The organism is Flavobacterium sp. NRK F7 (assembly GCF_024054195.1).
Taxonomy (GTDB): Bacteria; Bacteroidota; Bacteroidia; order Flavobacteriales; family Flavobacteriaceae; genus Flavobacterium.
On sequence record NZ_JAMXLB010000001.1, the window covers coordinates 1,825,427 to 1,842,912 of the forward strand.

General features: G+C 30.4%; 22 protein-coding genes. 6 read left to right on the forward strand and 16 right to left on the reverse strand.

Going from position 1 to position 17,486, the window contains the following annotated elements; translation table 11 throughout:
* Positions 1-8: 8 nt before the first annotated feature.
* The gene (locus NHF47_RS08045) at positions 9-284 is read left to right on the forward strand and encodes a hypothetical protein (protein ID WP_252764431.1); all 276 of its coding nucleotides are present in this window, start codon (positions 9-11) and stop codon (positions 282-284) included.
* A 3-nt stretch (positions 285-287) separates the two neighbouring features.
* Here NHF47_RS08045 and NHF47_RS08050 read toward each other — a convergent pair whose 3' ends face one another.
* From NHF47_RS08050 to NHF47_RS08075, 6 genes are all read right to left on the reverse strand, one after another.
* Complete coding sequence (locus NHF47_RS08050) at positions 288-737, reverse strand: heme-binding domain-containing protein (protein ID WP_252764432.1); 450 nt, start codon at positions 735-737, stop codon at positions 288-290.
* Positions 738-781: 44 nt separating this feature from the next.
* A complete protein-coding gene (locus NHF47_RS08055; RefSeq protein ID WP_252764433.1) occupies positions 782-1,135 on the reverse strand; it encodes a hypothetical protein in 354 nt (117 codons plus the stop codon).
* Positions 1,125-2,303 carry a TonB-dependent receptor plug domain-containing protein gene (locus tag NHF47_RS08060; protein WP_252764434.1) on the reverse strand — a complete coding sequence of 393 codons (1,179 nt, stop codon included), beginning with the start codon at positions 2,301-2,303 and terminating at the stop codon, positions 1,125-1,127. Before NHF47_RS08060 ends, NHF47_RS08055 begins: the two co-directional genes overlap by 11 nt.
* A 1-nt stretch (position 2,304) precedes the next feature.
* Positions 2,305-3,222, reverse strand: coding sequence for a hypothetical protein (locus tag NHF47_RS08065; RefSeq protein ID WP_252764435.1), 918 nt, complete (start codon positions 3,220-3,222; stop codon positions 2,305-2,307).
* Positions 3,223-3,224: 2 nt separating this feature from the next.
* Positions 3,225-3,758 carry an RNA polymerase sigma factor gene (locus NHF47_RS08070; RefSeq protein WP_252764436.1) on the reverse strand — a complete coding sequence of 178 codons (534 nt, stop codon included), beginning with the start codon at positions 3,756-3,758 and terminating at the stop codon, positions 3,225-3,227.
* Between the two features lie 133 nt (positions 3,759-3,891).
* The gene (locus NHF47_RS08075) at positions 3,892-4,479 is read right to left on the reverse strand and encodes an LURP-one-related/scramblase family protein (protein ID WP_252764437.1); all 588 of its coding nucleotides are present in this window, start codon (positions 4,477-4,479) and stop codon (positions 3,892-3,894) included.
* Positions 4,480-4,561: 82 nt separating this feature from the next.
* Here NHF47_RS08075 and NHF47_RS08080 point away from each other — a divergent pair, with 82 nt between their 5' ends.
* Positions 4,562-5,443: a PPK2 family polyphosphate kinase gene (locus NHF47_RS08080; protein WP_252764438.1), complete on the forward strand. Its 882-nt coding sequence runs from the start codon at positions 4,562-4,564 to the stop codon at positions 5,441-5,443.
* Between the two features lie 30 nt (positions 5,444-5,473).
* On the opposite strand, the gene NHF47_RS08085 is transcribed toward NHF47_RS08080, so the two are convergent.
* The 3 genes from NHF47_RS08085 to NHF47_RS08095 are packed head-to-tail and all read right to left on the reverse strand — an operon-like array spanning position 5,474 to position 7,445.
* Positions 5,474-6,082 (reverse strand): hypothetical protein, encoded by a 609-nt coding sequence (locus NHF47_RS08085; protein ID WP_252764439.1) that lies wholly within the window; start codon positions 6,080-6,082, stop codon positions 5,474-5,476.
* Positions 6,079-6,573 carry an RNA polymerase sigma factor gene (locus NHF47_RS08090; protein ID WP_252764440.1) on the reverse strand — a complete coding sequence of 165 codons (495 nt, stop codon included), beginning with the start codon at positions 6,571-6,573 and terminating at the stop codon, positions 6,079-6,081. Before NHF47_RS08090 ends, NHF47_RS08085 begins: the two co-directional genes overlap by 4 nt.
* 5 nt (positions 6,574-6,578) lie before the next feature.
* Entirely contained in the window at positions 6,579-7,445 is an 867-nt protein-coding gene (locus tag NHF47_RS08095; protein WP_252764441.1) for an alpha/beta fold hydrolase, read from the reverse strand.
* 198 nt (positions 7,446-7,643) lie between these two features.
* Here NHF47_RS08095 and NHF47_RS08100 point away from each other — a divergent pair, with 198 nt between their 5' ends.
* Together NHF47_RS08100 and NHF47_RS08105 are read left to right on the forward strand one after the other, a co-directional pair.
* The gene (locus NHF47_RS08100; protein ID WP_252764442.1) at positions 7,644-9,029 is read left to right on the forward strand and encodes an MATE family efflux transporter; all 1,386 of its coding nucleotides are present in this window, start codon (positions 7,644-7,646) and stop codon (positions 9,027-9,029) included.
* 37 nt (positions 9,030-9,066) lie between these two features.
* The gene (locus tag NHF47_RS08105; protein ID WP_252764443.1) at positions 9,067-9,294 is read left to right on the forward strand and encodes a hypothetical protein; all 228 of its coding nucleotides are present in this window, start codon (positions 9,067-9,069) and stop codon (positions 9,292-9,294) included.
* Between the two features lies 1 nt (position 9,295).
* On the opposite strand, the gene NHF47_RS08110 is transcribed toward NHF47_RS08105, so the two are convergent.
* From NHF47_RS08110 to meaB, 4 genes are all read right to left on the reverse strand, one after another.
* On the reverse strand, positions 9,296-9,934 hold the full coding sequence (locus NHF47_RS08110; RefSeq protein ID WP_252764444.1) for a response regulator transcription factor: 639 nt from the start codon (positions 9,932-9,934) through the stop codon (positions 9,296-9,298).
* The gene (locus NHF47_RS08115) at positions 9,931-10,581 is read right to left on the reverse strand and encodes a sensor histidine kinase (protein WP_252764445.1); all 651 of its coding nucleotides are present in this window, start codon (positions 10,579-10,581) and stop codon (positions 9,931-9,933) included. Before NHF47_RS08115 ends, NHF47_RS08110 begins: the two co-directional genes overlap by 4 nt.
* Before the next feature lie 768 nt (positions 10,582-11,349).
* Positions 11,350-12,069 carry a hypothetical protein gene (locus tag NHF47_RS08120; RefSeq protein WP_252764446.1) on the reverse strand — a complete coding sequence of 240 codons (720 nt, stop codon included), beginning with the start codon at positions 12,067-12,069 and terminating at the stop codon, positions 11,350-11,352.
* Between the two features lie 143 nt (positions 12,070-12,212).
* The gene (meaB, locus tag NHF47_RS08125; protein ID WP_252766071.1) at positions 12,213-13,304 is read right to left on the reverse strand and encodes a methylmalonyl Co-A mutase-associated GTPase MeaB; all 1,092 of its coding nucleotides are present in this window, start codon (positions 13,302-13,304) and stop codon (positions 12,213-12,215) included.
* Positions 13,305-13,398: 94 nt separating this feature from the next.
* Between meaB and NHF47_RS08130 the strand changes: the two genes are divergently transcribed.
* Both NHF47_RS08130 and NHF47_RS08135 read left to right on the forward strand, forming a co-directional pair.
* Positions 13,399-14,310 carry an AEC family transporter gene (locus tag NHF47_RS08130; RefSeq protein WP_252764447.1) on the forward strand — a complete coding sequence of 304 codons (912 nt, stop codon included), beginning with the start codon at positions 13,399-13,401 and terminating at the stop codon, positions 14,308-14,310.
* 24 nt (positions 14,311-14,334) lie between these two features.
* Positions 14,335-15,732 (forward strand): FAD-binding oxidoreductase, encoded by a 1,398-nt coding sequence (locus NHF47_RS08135; RefSeq protein ID WP_252764448.1) that lies wholly within the window; start codon positions 14,335-14,337, stop codon positions 15,730-15,732.
* Positions 15,733-15,805: 73 nt separating this feature from the next.
* Here the strand turns inward: NHF47_RS08135 and NHF47_RS08140 are convergent, their stop codons facing one another.
* From NHF47_RS08140 to NHF47_RS08150, 3 genes are all read right to left on the reverse strand, one after another.
* Entirely contained in the window at positions 15,806-16,225 is a 420-nt protein-coding gene (locus NHF47_RS08140) for a nucleoside-diphosphate kinase (RefSeq protein WP_130734484.1), read from the reverse strand.
* A gap of 62 nt (positions 16,226-16,287) precedes the next feature.
* Positions 16,288-16,686 carry a hypothetical protein gene (locus NHF47_RS08145; RefSeq protein WP_252764449.1) on the reverse strand — a complete coding sequence of 133 codons (399 nt, stop codon included), beginning with the start codon at positions 16,684-16,686 and terminating at the stop codon, positions 16,288-16,290.
* Between the two features lie 14 nt (positions 16,687-16,700).
* Positions 16,701-17,465, reverse strand: coding sequence for a hypothetical protein (locus tag NHF47_RS08150; RefSeq protein WP_252764450.1), 765 nt, complete (start codon positions 17,463-17,465; stop codon positions 16,701-16,703).
* Positions 17,466-17,486: the final 21 nt, after the last annotated feature.

The window sequence follows — 17,486 nt, forward strand, 5'->3', positions numbered from 1 at the left end:
TTTAAAATATGACAAGAGAAGAACATGTTAAATTCTGTTCACTTTGTAAAAATAGAAAGCTAGATTTCCAACAAGGATATGTTTGTAAACTTACTAACAAAATTGCAGATTTTGATATAAGTTGCACCCATTTTACACCAGATGAAGTTCATAATATAGCAAAACCTGCTTACACTGAAAATACTTATAATGATAATTCTGAAGGAATCAGTTGGAAAACAATAGGTTCAATTGTTATTTTTATTTTAGTATTGGTTCGATTTATATACAGAATGAGTAGGTAAAATTTATTTTTTAATACTATTCTCAATTTCTTTAAAATATGCAATAAGTGTGGCTTGTTCGGCTTCCGTTAAAACAGCATCTTTATGAATCAGGGTATAGCTCGAAAGTGGCATTTCACCTTTTTCAATAAGTTCGTATGATTCTTCAAGCTTATGTGCTTGTTTTTTGGGAGAATAAGTTCCAAATTCAGAGAAATTTAAATGTCTTTTTCCGTCTTCGATATGATTTTTTAAATACCAACCTACAGGCTGTATATTGGAATACCATGGATATTCGCTTACATTGGAATGACAATCATAGCAAGAAGCCTTAATTTTTGAGGCAATTTCTGCAGTAGGTTTGTATATCATTATAAAATCTTGATTTTGATCTACAGGCGGATTGCTTTTATCGATTGGAAAGAACTGAATCACAATAAATGCTACAAGCAATAATAAAAGTATTTTTTTCATTTTGTAAAATTTAGTTTAAAAATACAAATTTTTAAGTTTCGTAGCTATTTTTTTACTTTTTTCCATTCAGAAAAACCCATAGCAGAATTTTTTATTTCTTTTTCCCATTGTTTTCCAAAGTTAACTGTAAGATTTTCGAAAACCAACGCATTTGCTTTTTCATACTTTTCAAAATCTAGAGGTGCAACACATCCAAAATCATAATACTGAATATGGTATTTTTTGGAAAAGGCCATATCTTCTTTAGTAATTGTGGATGCAATACCTCCTAAAATATAAATGGTTTTGGTTTTCGAATTGATTTCAATCTTTATTTCTTGATCTGTTGTAGTATTTTTTTCTTGTGCAAAACTCTGCCAACTAATGAAAAGCAGAAAAGCAATAATTTTATAATTCATTTTTTTCAATTTTTTGAGACACATCTGTTCCGCCCCATTCTACTAGGGTAAAACCTTTGCGTTTTGTTTTTGGTAATTTTTGTTCGGGTACCGATTTAAATTGGTTAACGCCAAAAAACTCCATATATACTCTTATACTAGTTTCAGGTTGCGGATGCACTGTATTTACAGCAACTTCATTGCAGGCATCATTTACTAAAAAGTGAATGAAATTGAATTGATTTTGTTCTAAAATGGGCAACCAAAACTGAATAAAATCATTTGTTTCCTGATGGTTTAAACCGATATGTTCCAATTTTTCAATTAAGAAAGTTGTCAAATTTTCTTTTGCAACTACAAATCCTTCGTTGTATTGATAATGCGATTTTGGAAGTTCTATTTCTCCATCCCAAAATAAAGAAGTGTACGTTCTTTTGGTTTTAGTATCATACAATTGTCCGTTTGGAGAAGCGATTACTTTCCAGTTTTCGTCATATTTAGGAAAGGTTGTTTTTAATGTACCATTAAAATGAAATTGTATCGTAACTTCCGTTTCTTGAGTAGGATAAAGATAAAGGATTGGTTTTTTTAATAAAATAACTTCATTATTTTGTTTTGCTTTCAATGAAACCGTTATGTCTTTTTGTTTTTCAACATGAATCTTTTGTGAAATGCAAGACTCACTTTCAACTAATAAAACATCATTTTTGCGTACTTTTATTTTAAACGTTCCATCAGAATCAGAAAAAACTTTCTCTTGGGTATTTAAATTAGTAACAGTTGCCTTTGAAATTGCTAGTTTTTCACAATCTATGATAGTACCAGAGAGTACAAATTCTTTTCCAGTATTTTGTACATATTCAGCAGGATGTAATTTATAGAATTTTTCCATTTTTTTATCTGAAATGTTTTTTGTGGTAATAAGAATAACTCCATTTTGTCCTTTAGTTCCATAAATAGAAGTTGCTTTTTCATCTTTTAAAATGTCAATTTTTTCTATGTTTTCTGGCTCAATTTTTTGTAATAGTGTTGAATCAACTACATGTCCATTTATTATATATAAAGGAGCTGGGATCGAATTGATTGTCTTTTGAGATCTAATTTTTACGACTGTTAGTTTAGCAATACTATCTTGTGCAAAAGATTTTCCCATTAGTAAAAATACTAGAATAGTTATAAAATGTTTCATATTATTTTTGATTAGGTTTACCATTTTTAGTTGTAATAATAACAACACCTTCTTTTCCTTTTTTTCCATATATTTTTTCACCTTCTTCTTTATATAAAATTGTAGTTGAAATAATTTTTTGTTTATCCAATGGGTAATAAGGACTTGTAGGATTTTGTCCGAATAATGAGGCTTCTGAATATTCTACTCCATTAATAATATACAAAGGATTAGTTAATATATAAATAGAATCAACATTTTCTGCATCTAATGTTTTCAAATGATGTAAGCTATCCACTTTTCCATCAATAATAACTAAAGGATTTGTTTTTTTTATCGTTTGAATCGGATTTTCATTTGCAATACCATTAGCAGAAAAATTTGAATATTCCATTTTTCTGTTCCCAAGGGTTGCTGTATAGGAATTATATTGATGATTAGTTTGGGTGGAAAGAGAATCAGTTGCAGGAATAAAACCTAAAGCATTACTGTTAGTAATAAGCTGCACTTCTTCAGCTGGAAAAGAAATACTGTCTTTTTGCAAGCTTAAAAGAGGTAATGATTTTATAGACATATTCTTTTTTTGAAAAGCAACCGAAGTGTCTTCTTTACGTTTTTTTACAGTGTCGGAAAAGAATGCCATTACTTCTTCTTTTTGGATTACCTCTTCTTTTTTTAAGGTATCCGTTAGCGTAATAGTATTTTTATCAATTGTTTGTATAGGTTCTTTTTTATTAAGATTGAAAAGAACAGTAAAAACAATAATGACGGAAGCTGCAATACTTATTTTTTTCCAGTTGTTTTTTTCCTTTTTAAGGGTGTTATTTTGTAATTTTTCTTCTACACGAGTCCATACTTTTTCCATTCCAGGAAAAGTGTCTGAAGGAATATTTTCAGCGGCTTGTTGTATTTTTTTATATAATTTATCTTCTGTTCCCATGATTATTTTGCTTTGTGATAGTAAAAAGTGTTTACCAATTCTTTTAACTTCGTTTTCGAAGCATTCAGTTGTGATTTTGAAGTACCTTCTGAAATACCTAATTGTGTTGCAATTTCCTTGTGTGAGAATCCTTCAATTACAAAAAGAGTAAAAATCGCTCTACAACCTTCTGGAATGTAGTTTAATAGATTTAATAAATCGGCTTCTTCTAGTTGTGTAACTTCTTCTGCTAGAGGTTGGGATTTGTAATTCACATCTTCTAAATACAGATTGAAATTAAGGTTCTTTTTGAGTTGTAATAAACATTGGTTCACCACAATTTTACGAGCCCAGGCTTCAAAAGCGTAATTTTCCTTTAGTTGGTCAATTTTAGTAAAAATGATATAAAATCCATCCGCTAAAACTTCTTCTATTTCTTCCTCTTTTTTAAGATAGCGCTTGCAAATGAAATAGAGCTTTGGAGCCATATATTCATACAGTTTTCGTTGCGCTTCACGATGTTGCTTTCTGCAGGCTTGTATTATTTTTTCATCCATCACAATGGGTTTGCTATACTATATAGAGTACAAAAGTTGGTAAAAGGTTGGGAACTTGAATAATTTTTTTAAAAATAAAAAAAGGCATACGTTTTTAATTACATATGCCCATTTATTTTTGAAGTTTTGTCCCTTATTCTTTAAAAACCATATCAATGCACATTACCGCTGATACAATTAAAGCTCTTAAATTATCTTCTGGAGCAACTGTTTCATTAATATTTAGAACATAATTATCTGCACTAGTGAAAAGCTCTTTTCCTATTCCTGCCCATTTTTTAGAAACCGTAGCAATTTCTTTTCCATGTTGTAAAAATTTAAAATCCCAACCAGTCCATTTACCTTGTAAAGTGCATAAATGCTTATCTTGATTATCATGAATTTCAAATTTTCCTCCAAAAGAGAAAAATTTTTGTTTGAAAACGCCAATTCTTTTTTCATTTGCATCAAAAACTTCCACGTCAGATCTAAAGATAGTTACGCCTCTTTTAATACTGAGTATCTTTTTACCTTGTGCATCAGTGATTACAATATGGAAAGGAGTCATTCTTTTGTACTTTGTAAAACGGAAAATTTTTGTAAAAGCACCTAAATGAGGTTCTCTACATGTCATCATTAAGCTGCCAGTTTCGGGATTGAAAATATCAAAATTGTTGGATGCTTTGAACATGCCTACATGTTCTTTAACAAGAAATACATTCTTGGATAAAATTGGATTCATATATTTAATTAATTGCTTTAATTGGGTTTCAAATTTTTGCGATTGCGAAAATACAATTATCTTTATAAATAAAATTTATAAAATGAAACATATTGATATTTCGTCTTTAAAAGTAACACAACCGATACAATTACATAAAATACCCACATTTATTGATGTAGCCACTTCTGAAAAAAAGAAAGAAAAAGAACTTCAAAAAGTGAGGGAAAAACTGAGTAAACTGCAAGATAAAATGTATGCACACAATAAGTATGGTGTGTTGATTTGTTTGCAAGGTATGGATACAGCAGGAAAAGATAGTTTAATAAGAGAGGTTTTTAAAGAGTTCAATGCACGTGGAGTAGTGGTGCATAGTTTTAAAACACCTACTAGTATCGAATTAGAACATGATTATTTGTGGAGGCATTATTTGGCTTTGCCAGAAAAAGGGAAATTTTCAGTTTTTAACCGAACGCATTATGAAAATGTATTGGTCACTCGAGTGCATCCTAATTATATTTTAAATGAAAATATTCCTGGAATTGAAACGGTTGAAGATATAACTCCTGCATTCTGGGATAACCGTTTTGAAAGTATCAATGCGTTTGAAAAACATATTGCTTCTAATGGCGTCATCGTTTTAAAATTCTATTTGCATTTGAGCAAAGAAGAGCAAAGACAGCGTTTGTTACGAAGATTAGAGACTGAAAAGCACAATTGGAAGTTTTCACCAGGAGATTTAAAAGAACGCGAACTTTGGGATGCGTATCAAAAGTGTTATGAAGATGCCATCAATAGAACATCTAAAGCACATGCTCCGTGGTATGTTGTTCCAGCAGATAATAAAGAAACGTGTAGGTATATTGTGGCCAAAACTATTTTGGAAACACTACAACAATACACCGATATTAAAGAGCCAGAATTAGAAGATGAGGTAAAAGAAAATATTAAAATGTATCATGATAAATTAGCTTCTGAAAAGTAAAAAGCCCAAAAATGGGCTTTTTTTATGCATTTAAATAGTATTTAAGTTTCGAATAATTTCTGTTAGTGTTTTTTGTTCTTTTACGAATGCTTTTCTTTTAATGATAAAGGTATGGATAAAAGCCCAAATTAAATAAAGTACCCAAACCAGTTTCGCAAGAAAAGGAAAACTATTCTCAGGACTGCTATTGGCTTCAATAATAGGTTGCATGTATAAATAGACACCAATACTAAGTACAATAGCATATATAAATTCTAGATAAATACTAAAAAGTGTAGCTAGTTTGCTATACTGTAAAACGAATTGGGTATTTTCTTTTACTGATTGTATAGGTTTAATTTTGCTTAGTTTTACATTTAAATATACTTTCGATAAAGCATAATATAGAGAACAACCTAATAAAATAGCAAATCCAAGTTTTGAAGTAACAATTGTTTTCGAGCTCACGCTATGAATAAATGTAATTGCAACTGCTGTGGCTATGAATAGAAAATACTGTTTAAAATTTTTCTTTTTTAAAGCTTCAATTTCATCGGTTGCTTTTTGTTTTATTGCTGTTGAGGAGATAGCATTTTTAGTATCACTTTTTTGTTGGAAAAGGGATTTTAATTCATTTAAATTATCTAATTCTTGTGTCATGATGGGTTCATTTTAGTTAAAATATCTTTTAATTGTTTTTTTATGCGATGTATTTTAACACCTACATTGTTTTCTGAAATACCTAATATTAAGCCAATTTCTTTATACGAAATATCATCCAGTACCATTGAAATTAATAGTCGGTCTACCTCTTCTAATTTTTGTATAGCTAAATAAAGATTATTAATTTGGGTTTCCGTATCAATTTCTTCTTCTTTTCTATCTGGAACTGCATCTCTAAATTCAACGCGTTTGTTTTTGGTGCTTCTTAAATAGTTCAAGCATGTATTTACAGCGATCCTATAAATCCAGGTACTATATTCCGATCTGTTTTGAAAACTATCTAAATGGGACCAAACTTTAGAAAAACTTTCTTGAAGTAAATCTTTGGCGGTAGCGTCATCATTAGAATAGGAATAGCATAAGCGATAAATTTTTTCTTTGTAGTCTGAAAATAAACTTTCAAACAATTTGTTTTTATCTACTGTCACGTTTATTATTTGTCTTTTAAAAATTGATTAACCTCTGTTACAAACCATTCTGGTTGATCGTTTGCAATAAAATCTTTGGCTTCTTCTGTTACTTTATGCGTTACATTTTGCGCATTGGGAAACATCGATTGCATCATAGGCTCTGCTTCACTAAGTTCCATTTTTTTATAGTTTTTTGCAAAATACCAAGTATTAAAAACTAAGGTTGGTATTTCATTTTTTTCAAACATTGGAATTAAGTCTCCTTTTAATTGTTCTACTAAAGTTTCAGCTAAGGTATTTCGATCTGATTTTTTTTGCCAAGCTACAAATTTATTTACATAGGTAGTATCTATAAAATTCATAGAAAGTGCTATTTGTTTTTGATTATTCGTAAAAGTTGTTTCGTCTGTTTTCACGGTCATGTCTCTTAAAGAAGTAATAAATTGATTTAATTTTTCCTGATCAGGATTACCTAGAATCATACTTAACTTTGGGTAAAAATCAGAACCAATAAATGCTTTTGTCTTTTTTGGGATGGAATTCGCAACCTGATACGCTAAAAAAGCACCATAATTTTGTCCAATAAATGTGATGCGTTTTAATTTGTTTTTGTTTATATAATTTACCACTTCGGTAAGATAAGTAGCCGTAAAGTTATCTTGAATAGGTTCACTTCCATTAAATCCAGCTAAATCTACTAAATAAATACTGTTCTTGGAGGCTAGATTTTCCGCTACTTCCTTCCACATTTCTGAAGAACAACCAATATGCGGAAAAAAGAATATAGGATCTCCTTTCGAACTTATTTTTTTTATTGTTACTGCATTTTGAGAAAAAGTGATTGTAAAACTAAATAAAGTTAATGCTAAGAATAAGACTGATTTTTTCATTTAATGTTATTTTAATTTGTTATTGTTTTTTATTCTTTAGAAACATAACTTCCTAAAATCTTACATAAAAAAATAAAAAAAAGCATATTTATTTTTTTAAGTGTCTGATTTTTAATAGTTAAAATGATAAAATATTTTACAGGATAGCTCAAAACCTTTGTAGAAGAATGCGTAATTTTGCAGACTTAACTAAATACAATGCAATTAAAAACCTATTTTCAAGAGTTTTCCTATAACTTGAAATTGGCTTATCCAATTATTTTAGGAATGTTAGGACATACCGTTGTGGGTATTGTTGATAATATTATGGTTGGGAAATTAGGAGCAACCGAATTAGCAGCCGTTTCTTTAGGAAATAGTTTTGTATTTATTGCCATGTCTTTAGGAATTGGTTTTTCTACAGCGATAACTCCTTTAGTAGCTGAAGCGGATGGAAAAGGAGATATTGAAAAAGGAAGAAGTGCGTTTCATCACGGATTGTATTTGTGTACCATTTTAGGAGTGGTACTTTTCACGATTATCTTTTTTTCAAAACCATTGATTGCTTTTATGGGTCAACCGAAGCATGTAGTTGAATTAGCAAAGCCTTATTTAGATATTGTTGCTTTTTCCTTAATTCCATTGATTATGTTTCAAGCCTATAAACAATTTGCTGATGGGATGAGTGAAACCAAATATTCCATGTGGGCTACCATTTTGGCGAATATAACCAATGTAGGCTTGAATTATTTATTGATTTATGGAGTTTGGATTTTCCCAAAATTAGGAATTGTAGGTGCTGCGATTGGAACCATTGCTTCTCGATTTGTCATGTTAGGATATATGCATTACATGATGAATTTAAGAAAGAAGTTTCATCCTTTTTTTAAAGGTTTTAGCTTAAAAGAAATTAAAAGAGAGGTTAATTTAAAAATTATTCGATTAGGAACTCCTTCCGCAATGCAAATGTTTTTTGAAGTAGCCTTGTTTACAGGAGCCATTTGGTTATCAGGAAGTTTGGGTACCACAAGTCAGGCTGCAAATCAGGTAGCTTTAAGTTTGGCTTCGTTTACTTTTATGTTTGCCATGGGATTGAGTGTTGCAGCCATGATTCGTGTGGGGAATCAAAAAGGATTAGAAGATTACCACAAGTTGCGTTTAGTGGCTTTTTCAATTTTTCTATTAACCACTTTGCTTGAAATTGTTTTTGCGTTAATTTTTGTAATCTTTCATGATTATTTTCCGTTGTTGTTTTTAAAACAAGTAGATGATTTTGGAAACCCAATATTAGAAAATATTGAGTCGGCAGCAATTGCTGCTCAACTATTATTGGTTGCTGCAATTTTTCAAATTTCAGACGGATTACAAGTAGTGGTTTTAGGAGCCTTAAGAGGTTTGCAAGATGTTAAAATTCCTATGTATATTACCTTTGTAGCGTATTGGATTATTGGTTTTCCAACTTCAATTTATTTAGGTAAGTTTACTAGTTTAGGAGCAGCTGGTATTTGGATAGGATTATTAGCGGGTTTAACTGCTGCCGCTTTATTTTTATTTGTACGTTTTAATGCGGAAACTAAAAAATTAATTCATTCTAATCATAAATAGGGCAGAATTAATACTTTTGTAAACTAAATTATACATCATGAATTTACCAAAATTTGTCCTAGCTGACAATTCCGATTTTCCAGATGATATTTTCATCATTCATTTAGATTTTCCTCAGTTTATTATTAATTTAAAAGATGATGAGGTAGAGTTTTTAGAAGATATTGAAGATGAAGACGAAAAAGAATTAGAGTCTGAAATGGAGCACCTAATTACTTTAGCTGGAGAATTTTACGATAGAGAAATGGAACGATATGAAGAGTAATTTACTCTTCATATCCGTTTTTAAGAGCATATACTGCTAGCCCAACTCTAGTCTTTAATTCTAGTTTTTCAAAAAGACTATCCCTGTAATTTTCAACAGTTCGAGGACTACAAAACATCTTTTCAGCAATTTCTTTATAGGTCATCTCGGTAATCGTATATTTTAAAAATTCTTTTTCGCGATCTGTAATTGTAATTTCTTCTGAAGATTTACCGTTTCCATACAAAGTAGACAACACTTTACTGGTTGCCCATTCTTGAAAGTATTGTCCGTTTTTTACTATTTTATGTAAAGCTTCTTCTAATTCTTTTGGATGTGCATTTTTTAATAAATAGCCTTTGGCCCCATTTTTAATCATTTTTATCAAACTGTATTCATCATCTTGCATACTCAAAGCCATGATTAAAACTTTGGCATGTTCCATTTTTAACCATTTTGCTGTTTCAAAACCATCCATGATTGGCATACTTATATCTAAAAGAACAATATCAGGTAAAGGTTCAGAGTGCATTTTTTTCTGTAATTCTACACCATTTTCACAAACAAATAGCACTTCAAAATCTTCAAAATTAGTGATGATACTTGCTAAAGCATTGGCAATTAAAATATGATCATCAACAATAGCAATCTTTTTTTTCATTCTGATATAGGTATTTGAAGGGTTAATTGAGTTCCTGTATTTTTTTCACTTGCTAAGGTATATCTACCATCAATCATTTCAGATCTTTTTTTCATATTGAGTAAGCCTATTCCATTGGATTGTTGAGAAAGATCAAAACCAATTCCATCGTCTTTTAAAGTAAGTTGGATGTAAGTTGTCTTTTTTTCTAATGTAACAGTAATATTTTTACACTTCGAATGTTTCATACTATTTTGAATGAACTCTTGTGTAATGCGTAATACGATACTTTTACTTTGATAACTGGGAATATCGATATTTTTTTGACAATAGAAATGAACTTCACATTTTTTCAATTCATTAATCTTTTCGCATTCTTGTTTTAATAAATCGAGGAGTGAATTTTGTTCAATTTTATTATCTGTTAAAGATTTGGATAATTGTCTTAATTCACTTAATGAATCATTTATTATAGTACTTATATTTTCAATGTTTTCAGTAATATGAGGTGCTTTGTTTTCATAAGTTAATTGTTGGGCATATAAACTAGCAAGGGTTAATTTTTGACCAATGTTATCATGAATTTCTCTACCAATATATTGCATGGTTTGTGTTTGTATTTCCAATTGGGTAGATAATAATTCTTGTTCGTGTTCTTTCTGTTGCAAGAAAAGTTTGTTTTCGTGTTCCTTTTTCTTTTGTTTGTATTGTTTGATGAAAACTACTATTCCTGACAGGAAGAGAATAAAAAATAAATTAAAAAGTATTATAGTGATTATGATTTCGTTTTTCCCCATATGAATGATGCTGTAAATAACAAATACATTAGACAATTAGAAAGTAGAAAATAAAGATAATACATATTCCATATTTCAGGTTCCTTTACTAATAAATTATACAAACCAAAAAAAGGTAATGTTCCTACGTAAAATACCATAATTCCTATGTTAATGTAAAACATTTTATTTTGTTTAAAATACAAAATGGCATCGTTTTTTATTTGCTTTTGAAATTCCAAAAAAACCAAGATCATTAATAAGAATGAACCAATAGTATAGTTGAACGAATAAACCACTTTTAAACGTGCAAAATACAATTCGATTGGAATAAAAGAAAGAATATATAATAATATGAAGAACCAGAATATTCTTTTCTTTTGTAAGGATTGATAGGCATAAAGCCAATAAAAAAAAATAAATTGTAAGGGAATAATAAAATAGGCATATATATGCTGCTTTTTTATATCAGTTACCTTAGAAATATCAGCAACAAAAAAATCACTAAGGGTTAGAACGATAAGGTAGAAACAAAAATACATCCAAAACGATCCATTCAATTTTTTGAAACAGAAAACTGCTGTTATACAGGATAAAAATTCAAGTCCTAACAGCAATTTTAGTAAATAAGGATAGGAGTTATACATTCAAAAACAAATTTTAAAAGCCTTCTGAATCTGGGTCAGCTGGAGGTATTAAATTTCCATGATTTTGAGAACCGGTTAAGTTATTCGGGTCATTCTCTGTTGATCCAGTCATAGCCACGGTCTTTAAAGGACTGCTAATGAATGGAGTTACTACATAACCAGGCATGTCATATAGTCCATTTGGATACGTGTCTGTGTCTTTTGGATTAAAATCTACCATCTTGCCATCAATATTAAGAGTAGGAACCATTACTAATGTATGTAAATGCTCATATAATTGTTTGTTCGGATCAGAATACAAATCAATTAAATCGGGAAATTTAACTTTCCAATTTTCTTCTTTTGTTGGGTAAGCTGCATAGTAAATTCGTATTCCTAAATCCTTATCTGAAATAGTTCGATTAACTCCAGCTCCCAAATCACGAGATGTTTTTTCTATATGATAAATAAACTTTTTTAAGGTAATCAAATCAAACCATATGGAATGAGCATCATTTTTATTGTAACCTAAAAAATCAGTATTTCTGTTGACAAAGTCCAATTGATTACTACGATATTTATTAGTCATAGTATGAATAAGGTCTACTCTTAATTCATTGATTTGACTACTACTATAATCCAAACATATTTTATTTGGTGTATCACAAGGACAAGGGTTTTTTTTAGGTGGGAATTTATATACATAAACTCCAAATGCAATTGCTACTGCAATTAAAAGTACTGTTGTTATCATGCTTGTTTTTTTAAGTTATGAAATTACTTGTTTTATTTTTACAAAGAAACAATACTTCCTACTTTTTTATAAAAGTGGATACACGTTTTTTGAATAGGGTGAAATAACCCTTTTTATATAGAAAAAAGGTAAGGGATTAAAAGTTATTCTTTAAAATATTTTTGAAGTAGTAGTTGGGCTGCAGCAAAGGGTGATATTTCATTGTTTTGGACTGCTTTTTTATTGGCCTCCAATAAAGTAATAATTTCAGAATGATGGTAAAAACGATTTTTTAATTGTTCGTTAATCGTTTCTAACATCCAAAACTGGTTTTGTTCTTGTCTTTTACGTTCAAAATAAGTATTACTTTTTGTAATTTTTAAATAATCAGTAATCAATTGCCAAACGTTATCGATACCTTCTTTCTCAATAGCACTGCAGGTAGTAACTTTTGGTATCCAACCACTTTTTTTTGCAGGAAATAGATGTAATGCTCTATTGAATTCGGTTTTTGCTAGCTTTGCTTTTGCTTTATTGTCACCATCTGCTTTATTAATAACGATGGTATCTGCCATTTCCATGATACCTCTTTTAATACCTTGTAATTCATCTCCAGCACCGGCAATCTTCAATAAAAGAAAGAAATCGACCATACTATGTACAGCGGTTTCACTTTGACCTACACCAACGGTTTCTATAATAATCGTATCAAATCCAGAAGCTTCACATAAAATGATACTTTCTCTTGTTTTTCTTGCTACGCCACCTAAGCTATCACCAGAAGCACTTGGTCTAATGAACGCATTTTCATCTTTTACTAATTCTTCCATTCGGGTTTTATCACCCAAAATACTGCCATGACTAATAGACGAACTAGGATCAACCGCTAAAACAGCTACTTTTTTACCTAAGGAAGTAAGGTATTTCCCAAAAGCTTCAATAAAAGTCGATTTACCCACTCCAGGGACACCAGTAATACCAATTCTTACCGATTGATTGGCATAGGGCAAACAGCCTTGAATCACTTGATTAGCTTTATCTAAATGTGCTTCGTTAGTGCTTTCAATCAAGGTGATAGCTCTACTTAGAGCAATTTTATCACCTTTACGAATGGCTGTGATTAATTCTTCTGCAGTAGGTTGTTTTCTACGAAATTGCAAAATATTTTGGGCAACAGTAGTACTAATAGAGTCGGGTTGCTGCACTCCATTAATTTCTGATAAAGCCGATTTGTTATTTTTATTTTCCAAAATCATCGTTCTTGTTGTAAAAGTACAATTTTTTTGAAAAAAATAAGGTTTCGAATGGCGAATCCAATAAAGCGTATAACTTTGTATTTTTTGGACTACAATGGACAATATTTTACTATTATTTATTTGTTTATTCATAGGTGTTGCTTTTCAATTTGTAAAAGCATTTCCTAAAAACATGCATTTGTCTTTAAATCAGTTTGTTATTTATGTTTCATTACCTGCTTTAGGGTTGTATTATATTCCAAAAATTCAAATCTCTACTGCTTTATTGTACCCTTTAGGAATTGCGTGGTTAGGGTTTATACTATCATTCGTGTTTTTTTATAGTTTAGGAAAATATTTTGGATGGTCTAAAAAATTGATTGGATTTTTAATTGTTACAGCAGGTTTAGGCAATACGTCGTTTGTAGGCTTTCCAGTAATTGAAGCTTTATATGGAACTGAAGGCTTGAAAACAGCCATTATTGTAGATCAGCCAGGTTCCTTTGTTGTAATGGCAACGTTAGGCATTATTACGGCAACGTTATTTTCTAGAGAAGTATTGAGTACCAAAACAATGGTACTAAAAATAGCTCTTTTTCCTCCATTTATTGCTTTTTCAATAGCTTTACTAATGAATTTTATACAAATTGATTTTCCTATAGTGTTGCAAAGTGTTTTTCAGCGCATCGGAAGTACGGTTACACCTATTGCATTAGTAGCTGTAGGTTTACAATTAAAAATCGAAAGACATAGTAAACATTGGAAATTCCTTTGGTTAGGTTTAGGTTTTAAATTACTGCTAACTCCTTTGTTTTTTTACATTCTTTATAAAAAAATAACGCTTGCTTCTGGTATAGTGATTGATGTATCCATTATGGAAGCAACCATGGCACCTATGATAACAGGTGTAATTTTGGCTTCAAGTTATGGGTTAAAACCCAAGTTGGGCAGTATGATGATTGGAATAGGTATCCCTTTGTCGTTTATTACATTAGCCTTATGGTATTGGATTCTCAATACATTTTAATACATTTATATAAACTATTTTTTTATGTCTTATAATTCAGATATTCTTCTTTCACTTCAAAATATAGTAGGTGCATCTTATGTGTTTACAGATGAGGAAACTAGAAAAAATTATGGTCATGATGAAACTGAAGATTATAATTTTCCTCCTCAAGTTGTGGTAAAACCAAAAACACCAGAGGAGATTTCAGCCATTATGAAATTAGCCACTCAAAATAAAATACCAGTTACACCCATTGGTGCTAAAACGGGATTAAGTGGTGGTGCATTAAGTATTTATGGAGGTATTGGACTTTCCATGGAGCGATTCAATTCCATTATAGAGGTAGACGATAAAAATCTTCAAGTAATTGTCGAACCAGGAGTTATTACACAAGTTTTGAAAGATGCAGTAGCAGAAAAAGGTTTGTTTTATCCTGTTGATCCGAGTAGTTTAGGAAGTTGTTTTATTGGTGGTAATATCGCTGAAAATTCGGGAGGTGCTAGAGCCGTTAAATATGGAGTAACTAAAGATTATGTGTTGAATTTAGAAGTTGTTTTACCCAATGGAGAAATTATTTGGACCGGTGCGAATACCTTAAAAAATTCTACTGGTTATAATTTAACCCAATTAATGGTTGGTAGTGAAGGAACGCTTGGGATTATTACAAAAATTGTATTGAAGTTAATTCCTAAAGTCACTCATAATATATTAATGTTAGTCCCTTTTTATAAAGCAGAACAAGCTTGTGAAGCAGTTTCTGCTATTTTTAGAGCAGGAATTGTTCCGAGTGCTTTAGAATTTATGGAAAGAGATGCAATCGATTGGACTATGAAATATGTAGAGGGCGTCAGTGTACCTATAAAAGAGGAAATTCGAGCGCACCTTTTAATAGAAGTAGATGGTAATTATCCAGATGTTTTATTTCAAGAAGCTGAAAAAATTACAGAAGTTTTGGAACAATTTGAAATTGACGAAGTCTTATTTGCTGATACGGAAGACCAAAAAAATGCTTTGTGGAAATTGAGAAGAGCAGTAGGAGAAGCGGTAAAATCAAATTCGGTGTATAAAGAAGAAGATACCGTTGTTCCAAGGTATGCTTTACCCATTTTATTAAAAGGAGTAAAAGATGCAGGAAAAAAATATGGTTTTCACACGGTTTGCTATGGTCATGCAGGTGATGGTAATTTACACATTAATATTGTAAAAGGTGATATGTCTGATGAAAATTGGATTACAGAAGTACCTAAAGGAATCGTTGAAATTTTCGAATTAACCGTACAATTAAAAGGAACACTTTCAGGAGAACACGGTATTGGATATGTACAAAAAGACTACATGCCCTTAGCTTTTAATGCTACTGAATTGAGTTTAATGAAAGGCATTAAAAAACTTTTCGATCCACTTGGTATCCTAAATCCTGGGAAAATATTACCAGAATAAATAAAATCCCGTTTTGAAACTACAAAACGGGATTTTTTATATAATTTTTGAATGCTAATTTTTCAACTGAAAATTAAAATTGCTCTCTTCCTGCAAAGTGGAAAGCACCTTCAATAGCTGCATTTTCATCAGAATCTGAACCGTGAACTGCATTTTCACCAATTGAAGTTGCATATTTTTTACGAATAGTTCCTTCTGCTGCATCCGCTGGATTTGTAGCTCCAATTAATGTTCTGAAATCTTCTACTGCATTTTCTTTTTCTAAAATAGCCGCTACGATAGGACCTCTTGTCATGAATTCAACTAATTCACCAAAAAATGGTCTTTCACTGTGAACTGCATAAAATTGTTGAGCATCAGCAACTGTTAATTGCGTTAATTTCATTGCTACAATTCTGAAACCACCTTCAGTAATCATGTTTAAAATACCACCAATATGTCCGTTTTCAACAGCATCTGGTTTAATCATTGTAAAAGTTCTATTCGTTGCCATAACGTTTTTTCTGTTTTTTAAAATTTGGTGCAAAAGTAGTCTTTTTGTTTGGAGTTTAAAAACTATTCTATAGGATTTTTGAAATCTTCTTTTAGTTGATTTGGCATTGGAGAAAATTCAATTGCATTTAAATCATTTTTTAAGCTTAAAAGAGTTTTAATCATAAATTGATCTAAATCCTTAGGTACTTTCATTTTGTCATCTTGGAATTGTTTAACCAGAAGCAATAAATACTCAGAAATAGTCTTTAGGCCATCAGCATCTAAAAACATTTCTTGGAACCAAAAGTCCATTGTTGTAGTTTTAATAAAACCTTTCTCGTCTTTATGAACCAAAGCGATTTCTTCTTTTGTAACCCACATCCATTGTTTTGTTCGAACAAAATAAAAGTCTTTTTCAGAAAATGTATTTATAAATTCGAATTCAGGAATTACGGACTTATTTTTAAAGAATGAAAACATATATAAATTAAATATTAATGAACATCGATACCATCAAAATAAATTTCTGTGATTGCGGTATCATCATATTTTTCACCTTTGTAAACTTCTACAATTTCAAATGTAATTGTCCACCAAGGTTGTTTTTGTAAAGAATTGAAATCATCTCTATCGCTATTCCCAAGAGGATCAAAGTAAAATGATTGTTCATTTTTCGAGTCTTCTAAATGGAGTAAAGCAAAAGGGATGTCATTTAAATACATTTTTAACTTCTTAACTCTCGAATTCTCTCTCCAAGTTTTATCTGATTTAACATAACCATTTACAATTATAATTTCAGTAATTCTTGGATTTTCAGGAGGAAAATGATACGTAATTGTTTCACCTATTCCGTAGCCTGGAACCCCTTCTATCCATGCTGTTTTATAATTTAAATCATGAATGTTTTTAGGAATATAGTTAATCTCTTTATTCGTTTTTAAGACAGACGAAGCAGAGATTGTATCTAAACCACCACCACAATACCAACTACAACCTACTCCTAAAACATCCCAATATCCTTCTCTGTCTTCTAAACAGTCTTCATATTGTTTTTTTTCTTCAGGCGTAAGACGTTCTTTTTTCTTTTGATTTATTTTTTCAAAAAGAGTCTTACAATCTTCAATGCTTTTTTCAAAGGCTAATTCACCAGCAGGACTTTTTTCAATCAAAGAACCTAACTTAGGTTTCATTTCTTTTATATTCTGACTAAAACTAATTAAATTATATAAAAGGAAAAGAGTCAAAAAAGCTATTCTCATTATCAATTATTTGTATTAGGT

What these genes read in the sequence shown, in the direction of transcription:
- NHF47_RS08120 (WP_252764446.1), bottom strand. Translation starts at nt 12,069, where the DNA reads ATGATAACAACAGTACTTTTAATTGCAGTAGCAATTGCATTTGGAGTT.
- NHF47_RS08085 (WP_252764439.1), bottom strand. Translation starts at nt 6,082, where the DNA reads ATGACACAAGAATTAGATAATTTAAATGAATTAAAATCCCTTTTCCAA.
- NHF47_RS08130 (WP_252764447.1), top strand. Translation starts at nt 13,399, where the DNA reads ATGGACAATATTTTACTATTATTTATTTGTTTATTCATAGGTGTTGCT.
- NHF47_RS08070 (WP_252764436.1), bottom strand. Translation starts at nt 3,758, where the DNA reads ATGGATGAAAAAATAATACAAGCCTGCAGAAAGCAACATCGTGAAGCG.
- NHF47_RS08095 (WP_252764441.1), bottom strand. Translation starts at nt 7,445, where the DNA reads ATGAAAAAATCAGTCTTATTCTTAGCATTAACTTTATTTAGTTTTACA.
- NHF47_RS08080 (WP_252764438.1), top strand. Translation starts at nt 4,562, where the DNA reads ATGAAACATATTGATATTTCGTCTTTAAAAGTAACACAACCGATACAA.
- meaB (WP_252766071.1), bottom strand. Translation starts at nt 13,304, where the DNA reads ATGATTTTGGAAAATAAAAATAACAAATCGGCTTTATCAGAAATTAAT.
- NHF47_RS08135 (WP_252764448.1), top strand. Translation starts at nt 14,335, where the DNA reads ATGTCTTATAATTCAGATATTCTTCTTTCACTTCAAAATATAGTAGGT.
- NHF47_RS08055 (WP_252764433.1), bottom strand. Translation starts at nt 1,135, where the DNA reads ATGAATTATAAAATTATTGCTTTTCTGCTTTTCATTAGTTGGCAGAGT.
- NHF47_RS08105 (WP_252764443.1), top strand. Translation starts at nt 9,067, where the DNA reads ATGAATTTACCAAAATTTGTCCTAGCTGACAATTCCGATTTTCCAGAT.
- NHF47_RS08145 (WP_252764449.1), bottom strand. Translation starts at nt 16,686, where the DNA reads ATGTTTTCATTCTTTAAAAATAAGTCCGTAATTCCTGAATTCGAATTT.
- NHF47_RS08065 (WP_252764435.1), bottom strand. Translation starts at nt 3,222, where the DNA reads ATGGGAACAGAAGATAAATTATATAAAAAAATACAACAAGCCGCTGAA.
- NHF47_RS08110 (WP_252764444.1), bottom strand. Translation starts at nt 9,934, where the DNA reads ATGAAAAAAAAGATTGCTATTGTTGATGATCATATTTTAATTGCCAAT.
- NHF47_RS08140 (WP_130734484.1), bottom strand. Translation starts at nt 16,225, where the DNA reads ATGGCAACGAATAGAACTTTTACAATGATTAAACCAGATGCTGTTGAA.
- NHF47_RS08045 (WP_252764431.1), top strand. Translation starts at nt 9, where the DNA reads ATGACAAGAGAAGAACATGTTAAATTCTGTTCACTTTGTAAAAATAGA.
- NHF47_RS08050 (WP_252764432.1), bottom strand. Translation starts at nt 737, where the DNA reads ATGAAAAAAATACTTTTATTATTGCTTGTAGCATTTATTGTGATTCAG.
- NHF47_RS08150 (WP_252764450.1), bottom strand. Translation starts at nt 17,465, where the DNA reads ATGAGAATAGCTTTTTTGACTCTTTTCCTTTTATATAATTTAATTAGT.
- NHF47_RS08100 (WP_252764442.1), top strand. Translation starts at nt 7,644, where the DNA reads ATGCAATTAAAAACCTATTTTCAAGAGTTTTCCTATAACTTGAAATTG.
- NHF47_RS08060 (WP_252764434.1), bottom strand. Translation starts at nt 2,303, where the DNA reads ATGAAACATTTTATAACTATTCTAGTATTTTTACTAATGGGAAAATCT.
- NHF47_RS08075 (WP_252764437.1), bottom strand. Translation starts at nt 4,479, where the DNA reads ATGAATCCAATTTTATCCAAGAATGTATTTCTTGTTAAAGAACATGTA.